The sequence below is a fragment of the Nonomuraea rosea genome (assembly GCF_039539705.1).
GTDB lineage: Bacteria > Actinomycetota > Actinomycetes > Streptosporangiales > Streptosporangiaceae > Nonomuraea > Nonomuraea rosea.
This window is the reverse complement of the sequence record NZ_BAABDQ010000030.1, coordinates 142,707-162,948: the sequence shown is the minus strand read 5'-3', so window position 1 is coordinate 162,948 and position 20,242 is coordinate 142,707. Positions and strand designations below refer to the sequence as shown.

General features: G+C 70.6%; 20 protein-coding genes. 10 read left to right on the top strand and 10 right to left on the bottom strand.

Features of this window, described 5'->3' with window-relative positions; all coding sequences use genetic code 11:
• Nucleotides 1-292: 292 nt before the first annotated feature.
• Genes ABEA43_RS46675 through ABEA43_RS46650 form a run of 6 tightly spaced genes read right to left on the bottom strand, consistent with a single transcriptional unit; the run spans nucleotide 293 to nucleotide 4,100 of the window.
• A complete protein-coding gene (locus ABEA43_RS46675; protein WP_345572527.1) occupies nucleotides 293-544 on the bottom strand; it encodes a helix-turn-helix domain-containing protein in 252 nt (83 codons plus the stop codon).
• A gap of 51 nt (nucleotides 545-595) precedes the next feature.
• Nucleotides 596-1,624: an aromatic/alkene monooxygenase hydroxylase subunit beta gene (locus tag ABEA43_RS46670; protein ID WP_345572526.1), complete on the bottom strand. Its 1,029-nt coding sequence runs from the start codon at nucleotides 1,622-1,624 to the stop codon at nucleotides 596-598.
• 2 nt (nucleotides 1,625-1,626) lie between these two features.
• Nucleotides 1,627-1,932: an MmoB/DmpM family protein gene (locus ABEA43_RS46665; RefSeq protein ID WP_345572525.1), complete on the bottom strand. Its 306-nt coding sequence runs from the start codon at nucleotides 1,930-1,932 to the stop codon at nucleotides 1,627-1,629.
• A gap of 11 nt (nucleotides 1,933-1,943) precedes the next feature.
• Entirely contained in the window at nucleotides 1,944-2,321 is a 378-nt protein-coding gene (locus ABEA43_RS46660) for a Rieske 2Fe-2S domain-containing protein (RefSeq protein ID WP_345572524.1), read from the bottom strand.
• Entirely contained in the window at nucleotides 2,311-2,562 is a 252-nt protein-coding gene (locus ABEA43_RS46655) for a toluene-4-monooxygenase system B family protein (RefSeq protein ID WP_345572523.1), read from the bottom strand. The genes ABEA43_RS46660 and ABEA43_RS46655 overlap by 11 nt, the downstream gene beginning before the upstream one ends.
• A 14-nt stretch (nucleotides 2,563-2,576) precedes the next feature.
• A complete protein-coding gene (locus ABEA43_RS46650; RefSeq protein WP_345572522.1) occupies nucleotides 2,577-4,100 on the bottom strand; it encodes a YHS domain-containing protein in 1,524 nt (507 codons plus the stop codon).
• Nucleotides 4,101-4,513: 413 nt separating this feature from the next.
• Between ABEA43_RS46650 and ABEA43_RS46645 the strand changes: the two genes are divergently transcribed.
• Both ABEA43_RS46645 and ABEA43_RS46640 read left to right on the top strand, forming a co-directional pair.
• Complete coding sequence (locus ABEA43_RS46645; protein ID WP_345572521.1) at nucleotides 4,514-5,416, top strand: metalloregulator ArsR/SmtB family transcription factor; 903 nt, start codon at nucleotides 4,514-4,516, stop codon at nucleotides 5,414-5,416.
• Nucleotides 5,413-6,012: a dihydrofolate reductase family protein gene (locus ABEA43_RS46640; protein WP_345572520.1), complete on the top strand. Its 600-nt coding sequence runs from the start codon at nucleotides 5,413-5,415 to the stop codon at nucleotides 6,010-6,012. Before ABEA43_RS46645 ends, ABEA43_RS46640 begins: the two co-directional genes overlap by 4 nt.
• A gap of 220 nt (nucleotides 6,013-6,232) precedes the next feature.
• On the opposite strand, the gene ABEA43_RS46635 is transcribed toward ABEA43_RS46640, so the two are convergent.
• Nucleotides 6,233-7,495, bottom strand: coding sequence for an MFS transporter (locus tag ABEA43_RS46635; RefSeq protein ID WP_345572519.1), 1,263 nt, complete (start codon nucleotides 7,493-7,495; stop codon nucleotides 6,233-6,235).
• Between the two features lie 159 nt (nucleotides 7,496-7,654).
• Nucleotides 7,655-8,440 carry an MBL fold metallo-hydrolase gene (locus tag ABEA43_RS46630; protein WP_345572518.1) on the bottom strand — a complete coding sequence of 262 codons (786 nt, stop codon included), beginning with the start codon at nucleotides 8,438-8,440 and terminating at the stop codon, nucleotides 7,655-7,657.
• Between the two features lie 87 nt (nucleotides 8,441-8,527).
• Here ABEA43_RS46630 and ABEA43_RS46625 point away from each other — a divergent pair, with 87 nt between their 5' ends.
• The 4 genes from ABEA43_RS46625 (at nucleotide 8,528) to ABEA43_RS46610 (ending at nucleotide 13,992) form a co-directional block, all read left to right on the top strand.
• On the top strand, nucleotides 8,528-9,127 hold the full coding sequence (locus tag ABEA43_RS46625; RefSeq protein WP_345572517.1) for an ABATE domain-containing protein: 600 nt from the start codon (nucleotides 8,528-8,530) through the stop codon (nucleotides 9,125-9,127).
• Between the two features lie 278 nt (nucleotides 9,128-9,405).
• Nucleotides 9,406-10,545: an alpha/beta hydrolase gene (locus tag ABEA43_RS46620; RefSeq protein ID WP_345572516.1), complete on the top strand. Its 1,140-nt coding sequence runs from the start codon at nucleotides 9,406-9,408 to the stop codon at nucleotides 10,543-10,545.
• Between the two features lie 53 nt (nucleotides 10,546-10,598).
• Entirely contained in the window at nucleotides 10,599-11,729 is a 1,131-nt protein-coding gene (locus ABEA43_RS46615) for an acyltransferase family protein (protein ID WP_345572515.1), read from the top strand.
• A gap of 10 nt (nucleotides 11,730-11,739) precedes the next feature.
• Entirely contained in the window at nucleotides 11,740-13,992 is a 2,253-nt protein-coding gene (locus tag ABEA43_RS46610) for an ATP-binding cassette domain-containing protein (protein ID WP_345572514.1), read from the top strand.
• Nucleotides 13,993-14,742: 750 nt separating this feature from the next.
• Here the strand turns inward: ABEA43_RS46610 and ABEA43_RS46605 are convergent.
• Nucleotides 14,743-15,561 carry an MBL fold metallo-hydrolase gene (locus ABEA43_RS46605; protein ID WP_345572513.1) on the bottom strand — a complete coding sequence of 273 codons (819 nt, stop codon included), beginning with the start codon at nucleotides 15,559-15,561 and terminating at the stop codon, nucleotides 14,743-14,745.
• Between the two features lie 114 nt (nucleotides 15,562-15,675).
• On the opposite strand from ABEA43_RS46605, the gene ABEA43_RS46600 reads away from it, so the two are divergent.
• The 4 genes from ABEA43_RS46600 to ABEA43_RS46585 all read left to right on the top strand — a co-directional run bounded on the left by ABEA43_RS46600 (nucleotide 15,676) and on the right by ABEA43_RS46585 (nucleotide 19,278).
• Complete coding sequence (locus ABEA43_RS46600) at nucleotides 15,676-16,284, top strand: helix-turn-helix domain-containing protein (RefSeq protein ID WP_345572512.1); 609 nt, start codon at nucleotides 15,676-15,678, stop codon at nucleotides 16,282-16,284.
• A 657-nt stretch (nucleotides 16,285-16,941) separates the two neighbouring features.
• Nucleotides 16,942-17,334 (top strand): GntR family transcriptional regulator, encoded by a 393-nt coding sequence (locus tag ABEA43_RS46595; RefSeq protein ID WP_345572511.1) that lies wholly within the window; start codon nucleotides 16,942-16,944, stop codon nucleotides 17,332-17,334.
• Complete coding sequence (locus ABEA43_RS46590; protein ID WP_345572510.1) at nucleotides 17,331-18,293, top strand: ABC transporter ATP-binding protein; 963 nt, start codon at nucleotides 17,331-17,333, stop codon at nucleotides 18,291-18,293. Before ABEA43_RS46595 ends, ABEA43_RS46590 begins: the two co-directional genes overlap by 4 nt.
• A gap of 19 nt (nucleotides 18,294-18,312) precedes the next feature.
• Nucleotides 18,313-19,278, top strand: a complete 966-nt coding sequence (locus tag ABEA43_RS46585) for an ABC transporter permease (protein WP_345572509.1) — start codon at nucleotides 18,313-18,315, stop codon at nucleotides 19,276-19,278.
• Between the two features lie 81 nt (nucleotides 19,279-19,359).
• Here the strand turns inward: ABEA43_RS46585 and ABEA43_RS46580 are convergent, their stop codons facing one another.
• Nucleotides 19,360-20,223, bottom strand: a complete 864-nt coding sequence (locus tag ABEA43_RS46580) for a MerR family transcriptional regulator (RefSeq protein WP_345572508.1) — start codon at nucleotides 20,221-20,223, stop codon at nucleotides 19,360-19,362.
• Nucleotides 20,224-20,242: the final 19 nt, after the last annotated feature.

Genomic DNA, 20,242 nt, shown 5'->3' with positions numbered 1-20,242 from the left:
GGCCACCGCGGTTGCGGCAGATCTACCGCCTACGCCGCACTCGCAGGCCACTGACCAGTGGTTACCTCAGTCCGCGGCCCGTTTCCGCCGTATTCCGGTGGCACCCGAGGTAGACGCCGATCTTCATCTCGTCCGGACGTTGGGTACCCACCACAGGCCTCCCGCGCTCGCCGCCCGGCTCGCGGGCGCGGCGGGCGTTCGTCTCCATGCTGGGTGAGGCGGGGCCGGCGCCGCCATCGCGTGGCGGCCAGGAACCGTCGATCACGGGCCATCACGGCCGTGCCGGGGTCGCTCAGGTGGGGGCGGGGGTGGCGTGGACGGCGAGCAGGTCGAGGGAGATGCCGAGCTCGTCGGCCAGTGCCGCGATGGTGAAGAACGCGGGCGTGGCGATCCGGCCGGTCTCGATCTTGCGCAGGGTCTCGGCGGACATGCCGGCCGCGGCGGCGACCTCGACGATGCTGCGCTCGCCGCGGGCTTGCCGCAGGACCAGGCCGAGTTGTTCGCCGCGGAGCCGCTCTTCGGGGGTCAGCGGAGGTCGCACCATGGCGACACTCTATACCCGGGATACAAATACCGGTATTTCTATCGCCGCGCTCTACGGCCCGGGGGCGGGCGGTGTCGTGCAGGACGAGCGGTAGCGCTCGGCGGCGGCGGTGACGCCGGCCGCCGTCGCGTGCGGGTCGGCGGGCTCCGGGGCGTCGGCGAACACCGCGGCCAGGCCTTCGACGGCGCTCGCCGCCCGGGGCGCCCACAGGTGCTGCCATTCGGTGAGGGGTTTGAGGTTGTCGGGGCGGGCGGTGAGGGCGTAGCGGGTCAGGGCCGAGCTCCAGGCCTGGCTGCGTACGGAGTCGGCGCCGGAGTCCTTCAGCAGCCGCGCGGTCAGGCCGTCGCCGTTGGCCTGGGCCAGGTCGGCGAAGGCCGTCTTGAGCAGGGTGTCGAAGGCGGGCTTGACGACGAGGTTCAGGGCGACGAACGCCTCGCCCCAGTCGTAGGCGAGCAGCAGCGTCTCCAGGGTCTGCCTGGCCGGCTGCCAGGCGGGGTCGTCCTCCCAGATCGCGCGGGCGGTGCGGCTCTCGGCGAGTTCCGTCCCGTGGGTGAGGGACAGCGACTTGGCCCGGTAGGCGATCCATTGCAGGGCGCGTAGTTCGTCGGCGCCCTGGAACAGGGCCGCGTTGGTGACGGCGGCGCTGGGGCCGAGCTGGGCGACGTACATGCTGGTGATCTGCAGGACGTGCAGGGCGAAGCGGGCGGGCAGGTACAGGCGGCCCAGCACCGCGACCCAGGCGGGGTCGAGGCGGGCGTCGTGGTCGTCGGCCTCGAAGCTGTCGACGACGCCTTCGGCGTAGATCTCGCGGTCGTGCTGGAGTGCGACGTAGCGCCGGTAGTTGAGCCGCGCGGGGTCGCGGAAGCCTTCCCAGTCGGCGGCCTGCAGGAGTGAGCCTTCCCGGTGGCGCAGGTACCACTGGTTGATCGCGCTGTCGGGGCTGAGGTCGAAGGGGGCGGGGGTTCTGCCGAAGTGGTAGTGGAAGCCGCGGGTGACGATGTCGTACTCGTCGGGCCTGCGGCGTTCGTCGCCGAACAGGCTCCAGGTACGCCGCCGGCGCGGGTCGCCTGCCGTCGCCATGGTCAGTCCTCCCTGGTCAGGTACCAGATGAGCTCGTCGTCGCCGGCGTAGCGCATCCGGCCGGCGAAGCTGGCCATCGCCGGTTCGAGGCCGGACAGCGGGAAGGGGCGTCCCGCGGCCTCCTCCAGGCTGGCGCGCGTCAGGCGCAGGTGCCGCGGCGCGTGGATGCGCACGTATCCGCCGTGGTCCTCCACCAGGAGTTCCTTGCCGGGGTTGTCGATCTCCAGGGCGGTCAGCAGCGCGTCCACGACGTCGGGGTCGAACCCGCGGACCACGGGTCCCACCATCCGCCTGTGATCGTCGGCCATGAGCGGGCTCCTCACTCGCCCCGCGGCAGGCCGCGGCACCGGTTGTGATGACGGCGGCCGTCGTCGGGGACCGCGACGGCTATGTGCTCGCCCTCCAGCCGTACGGGGAAGGCGTACAGGTGGCAGGTGTCGGGGTTGCGTCCCCGGCCGGTGGTGAGGTCGAACTCCCATCCGTGGGCCGCGCAGGTGAGGACCTCGCCGTCGAGGTCGCCCGACGCCAGGGGGAACTCCGAGTGCGGGCACAGGCCCTGATAGGCGCGCAGCCGGCCGCCCGGCAGGTGGGCCAGCAGCACCCGGTCGCCGCCCACGTCGACCTCGGCGATGTCGCCCTCCCAGAGCTCGTCCAGGGTGGCGGCGCGCAGCCAGCGGCAGGGGGCTTCAGCCTGCATCGTAGAAGGCTTCGACGTGGTCGAGGGGGCCCACTCCCGCCTCGCCGACCGGCTGGCCGGGGGGCAGGATCCGGCCCTGGTGGCGGATTCGGATGGGCCACGGGGCGGCCGCCACCCGGTGGCCGACGACATGGGCGGCGATCTTCTGTCCGACGGTCTCGGCGGTGTCCTGGTCGTCGACGGCGACGAGCAGCACCGCGATGTCGTCCCGGAAGTTCGCGCACAACGGCAGCAGCGCCATGACCTCTCCCCGCCCTATCCCGCGCCGGAGCCTGTGTGTGGGCCGGTGCCGTCCTGGCCGAGCGCCCAGGAGTAGCCGGTGGCGTCGCGTCCCTGCTCGGCTTCGGACAACCCCATGTAGCGCAGCACGCCGCCCAGGTCGGGCGGGGTGATGTCGCCGCTCAGGAGGCGGTCGATGAGCGATTTGTGGCCGGCGAACCGTTCCGGCCGGGACGTGAAGATCCATTTGCATGGTTCGGAGCAGAACAGGTACGTGCGGCCGTTGTGCGTGTGCCGCAGCGGCGCCGGCGAGTCGAGCGCGCCGGCCTTGACGCCGGCGGGGCGGACGATGGGGATCTGGCAGAGGTTGCACATGATCGGCAGCGTCTCGGGGAGGGTCGCCGCGACGTTCCCGGCGCGCAGGTTGTCCTGGATGACGTCCCAGTTCCGGCCGAAGGTGTCGTTCCAGCCGGGGTACTTCTCCTCCAGCCAGTCGCGTTCGGCGGCGGAGGCGCCCGCGTCCGGGTTCCACCACACGGTGGGGCGGTAGGTCCACACGCCCAGGTGTATCGCGTGGTGATACCACGTGAGCTCGCGGATGAACTCCTCCCAATACCAGGGATGGTCCAGGCCGAAATCGTGGAACTGCTCGGCGAACTGCTTGACGACCCAGTCCTCGATGAATTCCTTGAACGACAGCCGCCGGTTCTCCAGCGGCGTGTAGTAGTCCATCGACAGCCCGGTGAGCACCGCGAAAGCCCGCCACGAGCGCCAGAACATGTGGTCGATGAGGAATTGCGCCCACTCTTTGTGCCCGTTGTCGATGAGCACCTTGATCGTCGGCTCGCCCTGTTGCGAATGCCGGGCCTCGTCGGTCTGAATGCTGGAGATCAGCGCGCCGAACTCCAGGTCGCCGGCGTCCATCGCGTCGGCCGCCATGCCGAGGAACTGCAGATTCGTGAAACCCGTTTCGAAGGTGAAGGTGAGCTGCAGCGCCATGGAGACCGCGTCGTTGGCGACGAACATGTCGTCGAACAGGTGCCGGACGGCGAGCACCACCCAGTTGTCGGTGTGGTACGCCTTCAGCGCCCAGTCGGCGCGCGGCTCCTTGTCGAGCAGGCCGTAGGGGAAGAACGCCTGGATCTGCCCGTGCCGCATCTCGTCCAGCGCGCCGAAGGTGGCGGTGTTGCGCCAGGCGGCCGACCGCCCGAAGCGGGCCATGCGGGCCTCTCCGATGGCGGCCAGGAATTCGGGCATGGTGATGGCGCCGTAATGCGCCAGGATCACGGATTTCCAGCCCGGGTCGAGCTGGTCGAACAGCTTCGAACGGCCGACGACGTTCTTCAGCGAGTACGTGGTGGTGTCCTTCGTGACCTGATTGTGCACGTATTCGCGATAGCTGATCTTGTACGGCTCGTCCCAGTGCGTCCACGCCTCGCTGGAGACGCGCTGGGAGCCGGAAAGCGCTTCGGGGAAAACCGCGTCCTCGTCGGCGTAACGGAAAGTCCAATTAGTGTCGCGCGCTAAATCGTACCAATCGCTGCGCGAAAGCCTCGGCATGACCGTCCTCCGTATCCGCCGACGGGCCCGGCCCGATCGTCCCATCTGTTCATAGGTTGATTCCGCGCAAATGTAAACACTCGCGGCGGCGGCGTTCCACGCCGTTTCGTTGTCGCGGCGGTGGAGGAGAACGGGCTGGAACGCCTATGGAGTGAATCCTTCATCGGCGCCGCCGGTGACCGCCGGCCAGGGACGGTCCCTGGCCGGCGGTCACCGGCGCCGCCTCGCCCGGCCACTGGAGGAGGCGCCATCTGGCCCAGCCGTCTTGACCGGGCCTGCGGTCCTTACCGCGACCGCCGGAAAGGTCAGGCCCGGCCGCCGGGCCTCGGCACCGCCGCCCAGGCCTGGAGTCCCCGGCTCCATTCATAGATATTCCTTGACACGAATATTCGCTATGGAGAATAGTTCTCTCCATGGACGCACTCCTCACCGCACTGGCCGACCCGGCCCGCTGGCGGCTCGTGAGCCTGCTGGCCGAGCGGCCCCGGCCGGTCGGCGTCCTCGCCCGGCTGGCCGAGGCACGCCAGCCGCAGACGACCAAGCACCTGCAGGCCCTCGAACGCGCCGGCCTCGTCACCTCCCACCGCTCCGGCCAGCGCCGCATCTACGCGCTGCGGACCGCGCCCCTGCGGGACCTGGCGGCCGCACTCAGCCGGCTGGCCGACACCGCCGATCAGGCGGGTGGCCCGCGCGAGACCTACGACCGCTACGGGCTCGGCCTGAACGCCGAACGGCTCGCCGCGAAGGAGCCGGGGTGGGCCGACGGCCGCTCGTTCCGCTTCTCCCGGTCGCTTGTGGGGAGGCCCGAGCTGGTCTGGCGCCACCTGACCGAGACCTCCCTGCTGGCCCGATGGTGGACGCCCGACGACCTGCGCGTCTCCGAGCTCGTCTTCGAGGCGCGGCCAGGCGGCCGGATCGTCCACGAGTACCGCGACGCCGAGGACGCCGACGGCTCCGACCTGGTCGCCGGGCGCGCGGAGGGGGTCGTCGAGGACGTACAGCCTGGTGAGCGCCTCGCCTACCGGCTCTCCCCCTTGCTCCCCGGCGGCGGCCTCGCCTTCACCGCCCACCTCGACCTCGGCCTCCGGCCCACCAGCACCGGCGCAGGCATGGGCACGGACCTCGACGTCCACTTCCGGATCACCGACAGCACCGTGGAGTCCGCCGACTTCATCGCGGGCATCGAGATCGGCTTCGGCCAGAGCCTCGACAAGCTCGCGGCGACTCTTGCCGCGCACCCGCATGACCCCGACCCCGACCCCAGCACTCGGCACGACACCAGCACCGAGCACACCGATAAAAGGAGCACGACATGACCGACTCGACCGGCCGTAAGGTGACCGCGAACCTGAGCCTCACCCTCGACGGGCGTTACAACGGCCCCGGCGGGCCTGGCGATTTCGGGGCGTTCGCCCCGTACGTGACCACGGAGGTCGCGCGGAACCACATGACGCGCATCTGGGAGAACGCGACCACGGCGGTGCTCGGCCGGCTCAACGCCGAAGGATTCATGGGCTACTGGCCGCCGGTCGCCGACGACGAGAACGCCGATCCGCGTGATCGCGGATACGCCACCTGGCTGGTCGGCACGGAGAAGGTGGTCCTGTCCACCACCTTGACCGAAGCGCCGTGGGAGCGCACCCGCGTGGTCAACTCCCCCGCCGCCGACGTCATAGCCGAGCTCAAGGCCACCGGCACGGGCGACATCCTCCTCAACAGCAGCGCGAGCGTCATCAAGGCGGTGCTCGCGGCGGACCTCCTCGACCGCCTGTATCTCATGATCTTCCCTGAGATCGCCGGAGGCGGGCAGCGGCTGTTCGACGACGGCCTGCCGGCTTCGACGTGGACCCTCACCCACCAGGAGACCGGCGACCTGGGCGAGATCGCCATGGTCTACGACCGGGTCCGCTGAGGCGGCCGGAGTTCGGCCAGGTCACCGTACGGGCAGGGCGTGACCGTCGTCGCGATCACCTCGGCACGGACACCAGCCCCGCCTCGTAGGCGAGGACGACCGGCTGAACCCGGTCACGCGCCGAGCTTGGTCAGTAACCGGCCCGCGTACGCCTTGACGGCGGCGACGCCGATGACCGGCGTCACCTCGACACGGGCAAGGCGAAGGGGAGACCGGGTGCTCATCGGCTGCGCACCGCGGCGACCGCCGGCACGATGGCCAGCGCCAGGATGCCGCCGCCGATGGCCAGAAGGGGGTAGCCGGCTCCGGCGACGACGAGGCCCGAGGCCATGCCTCCGGTGGCGCCGGCGATGGCGACGGAGACGTCGACCAGGCCTTGGGTTGTGGCGCGGGTGGCCAGCGGGACGGCGTCGGTGATGATGGCGGTGCCGGTGACGAGGCCGAGGTTCCAGCCCAGACCCAGCAGCGCGAGGGCCACGGCGAGCGGGGTGACGGAGCCGCCGGGGGCGCTGGCGGCAACGAGTCCGGCGGCCAGCAGGGTCAGCGCGGAGGCGGCGGCGATCGTGAAGCGGCCGTAGCGGTCGACGAGCCAGCCGGTCAGGGGCGAGGGCAGGTACATCGCGCCGATGTGGATGGCGATGACGAGGCCGGAGGCGGCGGTGCCGTGGCCGTGGTCCTGCATGTGGACGGGTGTCATGGTCATGATCGCGACCATGACCAGCTGGGTGAGCACCATGACCAGGGCGCCGACGAACACGCTGAAGCGATGTCTTTCGGCCACCGGTGGGAGCAGGCCGCGGGTGCCGCCCGGCTGCGCGCGGGCCACGGCGGTGCGTTCGGCCTCCAGGGTGCGGGCCAGGAGCAGCGGGTCGGGGCGCAGCCAGATGGCCAGGACCAGGGCGGCCAGCGCGTAGGCGGTGCCGGCGAGAAGGAACGGCCCGGCCAAAGAGGGGATGCCGAAGGTGCGGGCGAGCTCGCCGGTGAGTGTGGTGAGGTTGGGGCCCACCACGCCGCCCGCCGTGGTGGCGACCAGTACCGTCGACACCGCCCGGGCGCGGCGCGCGGGGAGCGCCAGATCGGCCCCGGCATAGCGGGCCTGCAGATTGGTGGACATGCCTGCGCCGTACACGAACAGCGCCAGGAACAGCAGGACGGTATTGCCGGCGACGGCGGCAGCGATGACGCCCGCGCTGCCGACGGCGCCGGCCAGATACCCGGCGGCAAGGCCGGGGCGGCGGCCTCGGGTTTGAGAGATGCGCCCGACGGCGAAGGCCGCCAGCGCCGAGCCGGCGGTGCCCAGGGCGCTGGGCAGACCGGCAAGGCTGGTGGAGGTGAGCATGTCCTGCGCGAGCAGGGCACCGACGGTCACGCCGGCCGCCAGCCCGGCGCCGCTGAGGACCTGAGCGGCGACCAGGACGATCAGAGTACGGCGCTGCGCCTGAAGGCGTGGGAGGTCCTCGATCCGGGCAGGCACGGTAGTCATGACGAGAGAGTCCTCATGCATTCGATAGGTGTGACCCGGCCGGACGGCGCCATCGGCGCGGGTCGGCAAGAGAGGAGGGGTCGCCCGGCGGAGAAACGCCGCGGCCGGCCGGCCCGGCCGAGGCCTCGGCCGGGTGATCAGGGTTGCCTTGGTGCGCGGTCAGCTCCGGTCGCCCAGGTCCAGGCGGTCACCCAGTCCAGCGTCGGTGAAGGCGGCCACCAGTTCGTCGCGGCCCTCGGTGAAGTGGGCCCAGCTGTCGTAGTGGACGGGAACCACCCGGCGGGCGCCGAGGATCCTGGTGGCCTGGGCGGCCTGGGCGCTGTCGAGGACGATCAGCTCGCCGCCGAAGAGGTCGGCGAATCGAGGGGCTCCGGCGAAGAGGATGGCGGTCTCTACCGGGCCGAAGCGTTCGGCGATCTGCTTGACCATGTCGAGTGAGGCGTTGTCGCCGCTGACGTAGACCGTGGGCAGGCTCTCCCCGGTCAGGACGAATCCGACGACCTGGCCGGTGATCGGTTCGACGTCCTCGCGTGCGCCGGGCCCGTGGATGGCGGGCACCCCGGTGACGGTGATCGTGCCGCCGCCGGGGCGGTCCAGTTCGATGGACTCCCAGTCGGCCAGTCCCTTGGCTCCGCTCCCCAGGCGTTGTCCGCCTCCTGGCGTGGTGAGGGTGAGCGGGACGTCGGCGAGCAGGGCCCGGCCGGAGGTGTCGAGGTTGTCGGGGTGTTCGTCGTGGGAGAGCAGGACCACGTCGATCCGGCCGAGGCCGGCCGGTGCGGCGGAGGGCGCCGTCTTGGTCAGCTGGCCTCCCGGCACCTGGTAGGTGCCGGGAGCATCGAAGGTCGGGTCGGTCAGGAAGCGCAGGCCACCGTATTCGAAAAGGGCGGTCGGGCCGCCGAAGACGCGGACGGGGATCTGCTCAGAGGACGTGCTGGTACTGGCCATCGAGAAACCTCACGGTTGAGAAGTGGTCTATCCGTGAAGGACGGTAGCGGTGTATCACGGATGAACGCAAGCCGTACCATGAGAGGCATGAGCGAGCTCCCGACCGCCGAGTCTGTGTTGCCGCCCGCGCCGGGCGCGCAGGCCTACCTCGCCCTCGACTTCGTCAACAGCGCCCTCGCGCTGCCTGGAGGGCAGTACATCGATCTCCTCGGCACCCCTGAGGCGACGAATCTGTGGCTCACCGAACGCGGCCTCGCTCCCGCGGATGCCGGAATCCAGGAGATGTGCACGACGCAGCTGCGCTCGCTGCGCGAACACCTCAGGGCATTGTTCGCCGCCCGTGTCGCCGGGCTGCCCGTCTTGCCCACGGCCCTGTCCGCCGTCAACGACGCGCTGAGCAGGGCTCCCACGGCCGCCCTGCTGTTCTGGGACGAGAAGAACGGCCCCTACCGCGCGGCGCCGTGCCCCACCAACGAGATCCTCGACCGCGCTCTCGCGGCCCTTGCGGCCAACGCGGCCGACCTCCTCACCGGCCCCGACGCCGAGCGCCTCACCCCCTGCGGTTCCACCCCCTGCAACCGCTACCTGCTACGCCACGGCCGCCGCCATTGGTGCTCCATCCGCTGCGGCGACCGCGCCCGCGCCGCCCGCGCCTACGCCCGGCGTACCCAGCCGAAGGCGGACTGAGACCCCCGCATCCCGGGGTGCGGCCTCGTTGCGGGGCAGCAACGTCAGCCCGTGCTTGGCGGGGAGCCTGATCCGGACGAGGAAGGTGGACACCAGGCCCGCCCACCGGGCGAGAGCCGTCCACGCGCCGGACGGTACCCGCTTCGGCAGGGGCAAGGGCGGTGTCACGTGCATGCCCAGGATCGTAACGGCGCCTCCCGGACCTCCGCATCAGACCCTGGGTGTACGACCATGGTCTACCGCGGCCGCCGCGAAACCCGACGACGGTCCGATGTGGCGTGGGCATCGGCTGCGGCACCGTCGATCAGGTGATCCACGTCAACCTGTCCCGGCTGCGCCGGTCCTTGCTCCTCGCGGCCATCGCCGCCGCGGTGGCCGGGCCGGTGACGGGCGCGGCCCGCCCGGAGGCCGTTCCCGCGCCCGTTCCTGCCGCTTTTCCCACCGCTTTTCCAGCCGCCGGTTCTGCCGTTCCCGCCGCTGTGGCCCCGCTGCGGACGGCGACCCCCGCGAGCGCCGCGACCGCCGCGTCTACGGCGGCGCTGGAGGCGCGCTTCGCCGCCGTCCGCGACGACATCCTGGCCGCCGAGCGCACAGCCGCCGGCCACGGCGACCTGCGGCGGGCGGCGATGCTGCGCGCCATGGCCGATCCCGCGCGCCGGTTCCTGTCCTTCGACGGCCGTGACGGCGGCCGGACCGCCGAGGTCTTCGGCGACCTGGCGTCGGCCGGGCGCATCGCCGTGCTGGTCCCCGGCTCCGACACCAGCCTCGACAAGTACGGCCTCCTGCGCGGCGGCTCGCTGCGGCTGCGGCAGGCACTCGGCGACCGGGCCGCCGTCATCGCCTGGCTCGGCTACCGCCCGCCCGCCATGCTGAGCCTGGCAGCGCTCACCACCGGCCGGGCCGACGACGCGGCACCCGCGTTGCGCGCGTTCGTACGGGGACTGACCGCGCTCAAGCCCGCCGCCCGCATCTCCCTGGTGTGCCACTCCTACGGGGGCGTGGCCTGCGGGAAAGCCGCGCAACGCCCAGACACCACAAGCGGCACCACGACCGGCACCACAGGCACTGCCGCAGGCGGCACCACAGGCACCGGCATCGCGGGCGTCAGCGACATCGTCCTGATCGGCAGCCCCGGCAGCACCGCCGCCGACGTCCGCGCGCTGCGCACCCGATCGACCCTCTGGGCCGGCCGCGGCGGCCACGACTGGATCGCCTGCGTTCCGCACGCCCGCCTCCACCTGCCCTTCGTCACCCTCGGCTTCGGCCAAGACCCGGCCGGCCCAGGCTCCGGCGCCCGCCTCTTCGCCACAGGCGACGGCGGCCACAGCGACTACCTCGACACCGGCTCCCTGTCCCTGCGCAACATCGCCCGGATCGTCTCAGGGCAGCACCCCGTCCAGGCGGGCGGCCGTGTATGACCTCATCCAGCGTCTCCTGCTCGGCGGCGCCGCCTGCACCGCCGCGCTCATCCGTGCATGACCTCATCCGGCGTCTCGACGCGGTCACCCCGGCCGGCCGCGACCGCGCCGCCGACGCGCTGCGCGCACTGGCCATCGGCGGCGTGGTCCTCGGCCACTGGCTGGTGACCGCGCTGGTCGCCGACAGCGGCACCGTACGCGTCGAAAGCCCGCTGCGGCACATGCCCTACCTGGCCCCCGCGTCGTGGGTGTTGCAGACGATGGCGCTGTTCTTCCTCGTCGGCGGGCGGATGGCCGCCCGGAGCCTGACCGCGGCCCGCGCCCGCGACACCGGCTACGGGCGGTGGCTGCGCACGCGGATGACCCGCCTGCTCCGCCCGGTCGCCGCCGTCACGGCGCTCTGGACCCTGATAACCGTCTCGATGCTCGCACTCGGAGCCGACGCCGCGACCGCGTACGCGCTGGCCAAGCTGGTGTGGTCGCCGCTGTGGTTCCTGCTGGTCTTCGCCGCCCTGACGGCCCTCACCCCGCTGGCCGCCCGGCTGCACCCGGTGTGGCCGCTGGCCACGGTCGCGCTCGCCGACGTGACCCGCTTCGGGCTCGACGGGCCCGCCGAGATCGGCTGGATCAACGTGGCCGCCGGCTGGCTGGTGCCGTACTGCCTCGGTGCGGCCTGGGCCCGTGACCGCCTGCAGGATCGCGGGACCGGATGGGCGCTGCTGCTCGGCGGCGCCGCCTGCACCGCCGCGCTCATCGCCTGGGCGGGCTACCCCGCCTCCATGGTCGGCGTGCCCGGCGCCGCCATCTCGAACCAGTCCCCGCCCACCCTGGCCGCCGTCACCTTCGGCCTGGCCCAGTGCGGCGCCGCGCTGCTCCTGCTCGGTCCCTTACGGCGGATCCTGCGCCGTCCAGCGGTCTGGGCGGCCGTCGCGCTGGCCAACCTCTCCGCCATGACGATCTTCCTGTGGCACCAGACCGCCATGATCGCGGTGACCGCGCTCGGCCTGCTCACCGGCCGTGCCCTGCCCGGGCTGCACACCGTACCCGACACCCCCGCCTGGCTGCCGGCCCGCCTGGCCTGGCTGCCCGCGTTCGCGCTGGCCCTGCTCGCCTGCCGGGCCGCCTTCCACACCGGCGCACCCCCGACGAGAACCCGCGGCAAAACTGTCGGCCCCCTGCCCTAACGTGGCCCGCATGGACGACGCCATCGTGATCACCGGAGCGCGGGTGAACAACCTGAAAAACCTCTCCCTGCGCATCCCGAAGCACAAACTCGTCGTGTTCACCGGCGTGTCCGGCTCCGGCAAGTCGTCCCTCGTCTTCGACACCGTCGCCGTCGAGTCGCAACGCCAGCTCAACGAGACCTACTCCTGGTTCATCCGCAACCGGCTCCCCAAACACGACAAACCCGAAGCCGACGCGATCGACAACCTCGCCGCCGCCATCGTCGTCGACCAGAAACCCGTCGGCGGCAACACCCGCTCCACCGTCGGCACCATGACCGACATCCTGCCCGTCCTGCGCATCCTGTTCTCCCGCTACGGCTCCCCCAGCGCCGGCTACTCCTTCGCCTACTCCTTCAACGACCCCCAAGGCATGTGCCCCGCCTGCGACGGCCTCGGCCGCGCCGTCCGCCTCGACCTCGACGCCTTCCTCGACCCGGCCAGATCCCTCGACGACGGCGCCATCCGCTTCCCCCTGTTCGGCGTCGGCACCTGGCAGTGGCAGATCTACGCCCGCTCCGGCACCTTCGACCCCGCCAAACCCCTCGCCGACTACACCCCCGCCGAACACCACCTTCTCCTGCACGGCAGCGGCTTCAAAGTCGACGTACGCGGCAAGAACGGCACCCTCAACAAGGTCGACTACGAAGGCGTCGCCGACCGCTTCACCCGCCTCTACCTCAAACGCGACCTGTCGGCCCTGTCGGAGAAGAATCGCCGCGCCGTCCTCGCCTTCGTCACCGAAGGGCGCTGCCCCCAATGCCGGGGCGCCCGCCTCAACCAGGCCGCCCTCGCCACCACCATCGGCCCCCACACCATCGCCGACTACGCCGCCATGGAGATCACCGACCTCATCGCCGTCCTGACCGGCCTGGGCAACCCCGTCGCCGACACCGCCGCACGCGCCCTGTCCCGCGTCGAGCAGATCGGCCTCGGCTACCTCAGCCTCGACCGCGAAACCACCACCGTCTCAGGCGGCGAGGGCCAGCGCCTCAAAACCGTGCGCCACCTCGGCTCCAGCCTCACCGGCATGACCTACATCTTCGACGAGCCCAGCGTCGGCCTGCACCCCAGCGACGTCGGCCGCCTCAACCAGCTCCTGCTCGCCCTGCGCGACAAAGGCAACACCGTCCTGGTCGTCGAACACGACCCCGACGTCATCACCATCGCCGACCACGTCATCGACCTCGGCCCCGGCGCCGGCCGCCACGGCGGCGACATCGTCTTCCAAGGCACCGTCGCCGAGCTCACCACCTCCGGCACCCGCACCGGCCGCCACCTGCGACGCCGCACCCCGCTCAAACCCGCCGTACGCCACCCGGCCGGCTGGCTCACCATCACCGCCGCCACCCTGCACAACCTGCGCGACCTCACCGTCCGCATCCCCACCGGCGTCCTCACCTGCGTCACCGGCGTCGCCGGATCCGGCAAATCCACCCTCATCAGCGACGTCCTGCCCGCCCAGCACCCCGGCACCGTCGTCGTTGACCAGCACGCCGCCGGCACCTCCGCCCGCTCCACCCCCGCCTCCTACCTCGGCGTCCTCGACCCCATCCGCCGCCTGTTCGCCCGCCACTCCGGCGCGGAGCCAGGCCTGTTCAGCGCCAACTCCACCGGCGCCTGCCCCGCCTGCGAAGGCCGCGGCATCATCCATACCGACCTCGCCTTCATGGACCCCGTCACCGCCACCTGCGAGCTGTGCGCCGGCACCCGCTACAACGCCGAAGCCCTCAGCCACCGGCTACGCGACCACACCATCGTCGACGTCCTGGCCCTCACCGCCGAGCAAGCCGCCGCCTTCTTCACCGAACGCGCCATCACCCCCCGCATCCGCACCCTCGTCGACGTCGGCCTCGGCTACCTCACCCTCGGCCAGCCCACCAGCTCCCTGTCCGGCGGCGAACGCCAGCGCATGAAACTGGCCGGCGAGCTCACCAAGACCGGCAGCGTCTACGTCCTGGACGAACCCACCACCGGCCTGCACATGTCCGACGTCGACAGTCTCGTCGACCTGCTCGACCGCATCGTCGACGCCGGCAACACCGTCATCGTCATCGAACACGACCTCGACGTGATCAAACGCGCCGACTGGGTGATCGACCTGGGACCCGGGGGAGGCAAGCACGGGGGGCGGCTGATGTTCGAAGGCACCCCGCGCGACCTTCTCACCGCCCCCGGCTCCCTCACCGCCACCCACCTGGCCACCGCCCTGCCCACCCCCTGACGGCTCCCCGCCCGTACGGCGGGTCCGTCGCCGTACGGGGCCGTGGTCCTACTCCGACGAGACTTCTCGATAAGCGCTGAGCCGCAGGTCAGCGGGGTTCGTCTCGGGTGGTCCAGCCGTGTTCGGTGATGAGCTTGCCAGGGCGTGGCGGAGCGGGTTGACGCAGTCGGCCGCGTCGCGTCCGCGGGCCGCACTCCTGCGGGCAGCCCGGCTTCGAGGGCTTTGCGGATCTTGGCCATGTCGTCGCTGGTCATGGGACGTCGTCCGAGCCAGTCCGGCCAGCCGCCGGGCCGGACAGGCCCGGTGCGGGTGCCGGGGCCGTGAGCTTGCCGATTCTTCTCGGCGGGTTTGGTGTCGTCCGGGTCGGTGGTCATCTCGCCCACGTTGGCCAGCGGTCAACGGTGCGGTGGCGCAGCGCGGCCTGTTTGTCGTCGTCGGTGGGCCGGCTGTAGATGGGCAGCGTGTCGAGAGGCGGAGTGGCCGGCCAGTTCAGCAACGGGGACGAGGTCTTCGCCGCCGCGAATCAGCCGGGTGACGAAGGTGCGGGGTTCCGAGTTCCGACGTGGGCGGTGGCGGGGTCCTCCACACCGGCGGCCTGGGCGATGGCGGCCTGCCCAGGCCGCGCCGCAGGGGGGAAGTCGTCGAGCGGTGGCCGGGGGGTTGCTGACGTAGCGCACCGAGGGTTTGGGGTCGGCCTCGCGTAACAGGTAGCGACGGTAGTCACGCACCGCCCAGAGCCGACAGGCTCGATCAGCCGATCGGGGGTGCGAGGTATTCCAGCGTATAACCGTCGCCGGAGGGGGTTACGCGGGCGACGCCGGGTGAGTCGAGGTGGGCGCCGGCGACGAAATGGTGTGGCTGGGTCAGCTGTTCGAGGAGCGCCGCTCGCGCGGCTCGGGCCTGGGGCTGGTTGCCGTCGAGCTCCCACGACACGTTCGGCTGATCGAATTGGAGCGTGGGAACGTGAACGGTGTCGCCCCAGACGAGAAGGTGGCCGGTGCCGCTCCTGACGTCGTAGACGGTGTGCCCGGGCGTGTGGCCCGGCGTCGGGATCGCGGTGGTCCAGTCGTTGATCGCGACCTTCTCCGACACCGGTACGACCCGGTCGCGGATCGGCCCGAGCCGCCCCGTGAACACCGAGGTGTCGCCCGCGCCGATCCACACGCGCTCGAGTTTGGTGAACGCCTGTGAACCGTCCGGCGCGATCAGGCCGCTCACATGGTCTTCGTGCTTGTGGGTGATGGCCACATCGGTGACCTGCGCGCGGTCGATTCCCGCCTCGTCGAGCGCGTCGTAGATCAAGCCCATGGTGGGGTCGTGCCAGACGTTGGACGCACCGGTGTCGATGAGAACCGACCGTGTGCCGTCGGTGACGAAGAACGCGTTGACCGACAGCCGCAAGTTGTCGCCGGCCAGCGGGACGGCGCCCGGCAGCTCATCGAGCGTGCGCCCATCCTCGTCGCGCAGCCGGGTGGGCGGCATGTCGATGTACCCGTCTCGCAACGAGGTCACCTGCAGATCGCCGAATTCGAACGTGGCATGGTGCCGGCCACTCGAGATCAAACGCATGGAACCTCCGTCGTGCTTGGGCGCACATCGCGCGTCTCCGATAGAAGATCAAATCTTCTTTAGGAGAAACCCTACACTGTGGGCAGCGAAGGTACCCATCGATCGAGGAGCACGGTGGTCGAGCAAGACGCAAACGCGGCCGAACCACAGCACGGCGACGACCTGGCCGGCGCATTCGGCGGTAACGTGCGGCGACGCCGCGAGGAGGCCGGCCTGACGCTGGAGCAGCTGTCCGCACAGTCGTCGGTCAGCCGGGCGATGCTGTCCAAGGTCGAACGCGGTGAGAAGAGCCCGACCATCGGCGTCGCGTCCAGGATCGCCCACGCGCTCGACGCGTCGCTCTCGGACCTGATCGGTGCGCCAGCTGCCGCCGCGTCCGGTGTGGCCATTGTCATGCGCAAGAACGATCGCCCCGTTTTCCGCGACCCGGAAACCGGCTTCGAGCGGCACATGGTGTCAGCGGCCCCGGGCGCGGGAGGAGCCGAGATGATCGTCCACCACCTCCCCGCGCAGGTCTCCACCGGGCTGCTGCCCGCGTATCCGCCGGGTACGGAGAAACAACTCGTGGTCCTCGAAGGCACCCTCACCGTCGCGATCGGCGGGATCAGCGAGACCCTGAACACAGGCGACTCCCTGTTCTTCCAGGCCGACGCGGACCACGGCTTCGCCAACCGAACAAACGCTCCCTGCGAATACATCATGGTCATCTCGCGCAGAACCTGACCGGCCGCAGCTTGCGGGCCTGGCCAAAGCCGGCCAGGGCATCGCCAACCTCACCGCATCCTTCGGGAAACCGACATGCGAGCAGCTCCGCGGCGCGTCGGTCCGATTTCTGCGCCCGGCGGCATAGACCCGCGACGCTGTCGTTCCCCCGTCTGCGTGGCCGAGGCGTCCCGCAACGGTGCGGATGTCCACACAAGTTCCTGTTCCTGGGTGAGGTGGGAACAGCGGCATAGGGGACGCGGATGTCCGCGGGCCGGGGCGTCGGCGGCGGGATGCCTGGCCGCCACAGCCGCCCCGGCCCGCGGCCGATCGGGGTCGGCACCCATAGCAGCTTCGCCAGCCGAGGGACTTTGGTGAACCGTCCGGTGTGGTAGGCGCCGGAGCGTGACCGGCACGGCGAGCCGGTCTGGACCGGGCGGCCCCGGTACAGGGCTGCTCGACCTCATCGCCGTCGGACACGGCGGTGGATTCGTTCCTGCGAAGCGCAGTCCGCCACCGCTGGGACGCAGAGCTGCCTTGCGGCTGGCAGTGCGGGCCGCATCTGGGGCTCTTGGGAAGAGGCGATGACGACCCGCGCGAGAGGCCGGGAGGCCGAGTTGACGAAGATCGCGAACATTAATACCCTTTTACTAATCTAATAGGAAAAGGGTATTAGTGGTGATCAAGCTTCGCCTCGACCCAAGCTCCGGTGTGGCGACCTATCTGCAACTGGTGCATCAGGTCAAACACGCCCTGCGGCTCGGCGCACTCATGCCGGGCGATCGGCTGCCGACGATCAAAGAAGTCGTCAGCGACCTCGCGATCAACCCGAACACAGTGGCCAAGGCCTACCGCGAACTGGAACACGAGGGCCTGGTCGCCGGCCGCCCCGGGCTGGGCACGTTCGTGCAGCGGTCCCTGGGTGGCGGCTCCACGGCCGATCACATCCGGCTCCGCCGCGACCTCGCCCAATGGATGCGCGGCTGCCATGAAGCAGGGCTCGACCAAGGAGACATGCAGGCGCTGTTCACCTCGATGCTCGCCGACTCGTCCTGGGAGGAGACCGCATGACCGCGGGCCGGACGGCAGGAATCTTCGGCGGCGGATCCGGTGAGTACGCCTCCTCCACGCCGAGCCCGGCGGCCCTGGAGGCCGTGCGGCTCGGCAAGCGATATCGGAGCACATGGGCGTTGCGCGACTGCTCCCTGACCGTCCCCGCCGGCCGGGTCGTCGCGTTCGTCGGACCCAACGGCGCAGGCAAATCCACGTTCCTCCACCTGGTCGCCGGGCTGATCGCCCCCACCCGAGGCAGCGTGCGCCTCTTCGGCGAACCCGTCGGGCAGCGAGCGGAGGCCCTCGCGCGGGTGGCGTTCCTGGCCCAGGACAAACCCCTCTACGACGGCTTCACCGTCGCCGACATGCTCCGCTTCGGACATCACCTCAATCCGCGGTGGGACGACAGCTTCGCCCGGCAACGGCTGACAGAGCTGGACATCCCGCTGAACCGCAAGGTCGGCAAGCTCTCCGGAGGCCAGCAGGCGCAAGTCGCGCTGACCATCGCCGTGGCCAAACGGCCGGATCTGCTCGTCATGGACGAACCGCTCGCCAACCTCGACCCCGTGGCCCGGCACGACGTCATGCGCTCCCTGATGGCAGCAGTGGCCGAAACCCAGATGACCGTCGTGCTCTCCTCCCACGTGGTGTCCGACCTGACCAACGCCTGCGACTGGCTGGTGGTGCTCAACCGCGGCCAGGTCCAGATCAGCGGCGAGGTCGACGAACTGCTCGCCACACACCGGCTGCTGTCCGGCCCGGCCGAGCTCGCCGACGGAGTGGCGGCCCGGATGCCGGTGATCAGCGACAGCCGCAGCGAACGGCAGGCCGACCTGCTGGCCCGCACCAGCCCGGGAACGCCATGGCACGACCCGCGATGGACAGCGTCCGGCGTAAGTCTGGAAGAACTGGTGCTGGCCTACCTGCGCCGCCCCGACGCCACCTCCCTGCCTCATCCGACCCTGACCCTTTCCTGATCGCCAAGGAGACAGAGAAGTGTTGTGGCTTACCTGGCGGCAGCACCGCACGCAGGTGCTGCTCACCACGATGCTGCTGGCCGCCCTCGGCGCGGTTCTGCTCATCAGCGGCCTGGGCACGGCCGACTTCGCCGCCCAGACCGCTCCCACGGCCGACTGCGTGACGGACACACCCGCCTGCAACGCCTACCGCATAGAGATGAACGAGCGCATACAGCCGGTGGGCGAACTCCTCGGCTGGCTGCCGCTGCTGGCCCCAGCCATGATCGGCGCCTTCTGGGGCGCTCCGCTCCTGGCCCGGGAGTTCGAGCACGGCACACACCAACTGACCTGGACCCAATCTGTGACACGACGCCGCTGGCTGGCCACCAAAATCGCCGGGCTCGGCGCCGCCGTCACACTCAGCGGGCTGGCGCTGGCCGGCATGGTGACCCCGTGGCTGGCCGCCTTCGACGTCCCCCCATACAACGTCGACCACTTCGACCCGAGATGGTTCCGCCTTGTCGGCATCGTGCCGGCGGCGTGGTGGTTGTTCGCGTTCGTACTCGGCATGGCCACGGGCGCGCTGTTCCGGCGGACCCTGCCCGCGATGGCGGTGACCCTCGCGGTGTGCGCGGCGGCGTTCTTCGGCCTCCTCAAGGCACCGCCCTTCTACGCGACACCGGAACGAGCCGTACAAGCCAAGGTCATGGACGATCCCACACCGAAGGACTCCCTGTACGTGAGCGGCTACTGGATCGACGGAAGCGGCACGAAGTTCACCTTCCAGGACAGAGAACTCGCGCTCGCCGGCCCGTGTGGGACAGACCAGACGACCAAGAAGTACGACAAGTGCTCCTTCAGCCACGGCTATCGGCAGGTCACCGAATTTCACCCCGCGAGCAGATTCTGGCAGTTCCAATGGACCGAAGCGGGAATCCTGCTCATCCCCGCTCTCGCCTTGGGCGGCATCGCCGTCCGGCGCACCCTCCGGCCCCGCATCTGAAGCCCACCATCGCCGACCTGCTCGCCGACGGTCCAAGGAGATCCGCCGCCCAAGGGCCGACCGTGCTCAGGCCAGGTGCCATCATTCCGCCTCCAAAGCGACCATCAGGTGCGTCACCAGCTGATCGGGCGGAGTGACGGCCGGATCCGACACGTACACCTCGCGAATCGGACCACGCACCACGTGACGCCGCTCGGCACACCACGCCAGCACGGCATGAGCCGTCAAAGAAATCTGGTCATAAGGCCCGACATGAGTGGCGCAGGCGAAACTCCCACCCGGCAGCACCCGCACCTCCACACCCCCACCCGCCTGCCAGACCGGCACACCGGAGCTCATATCGCCGTCTGTCTCCCCGGCGTCGAGCACCACGGCGACCGTCACCTCCACGACGTCGCCGACGTCCACCGGGAACAACCCGATGAGCTGCACCGGCTCACACGGCACCAACCCACCGTGAGGGCCGGCGGCGCCGTACACACTCGCCACCACCCGCGCCACACCAGCCGACGTAGCCCGCCCCACATCCTCAGGCCAAGCCGCCCGCTCCCGCACCGCCGCCACCCACCGCGCAGGCTCCCGCACCACCCGCACCTGCGCCGACGGCAACCCCTGCGCCATCACCCGCTCCAGCGAAGCAAGCGCCCGCCGCCGCCGCACCAGCTCAGCCTCCAGCGAATCACGCACCGACTCCAGCGCCCCGCCCACCCCCGACAACACCTGCCCCACCACCGGCAACGGCACATCCAACGACCGCAGCAACCCGATCGACAACGCCTCCCGAGCCTGCGAAGCCCGGTAATAGCGATAACCCGTCTCCGCATCCACATACGCCGGCCGCAACAACCCCAGCTCGTCATAGTGCCGCAACTGCTTGACACTCAACCGCCCCAGCCGCGCGAACTGCCCGATCGGCAACAAATCCTCATCCACACCACCAAGCATGAACTCTCCCCCCACAGCA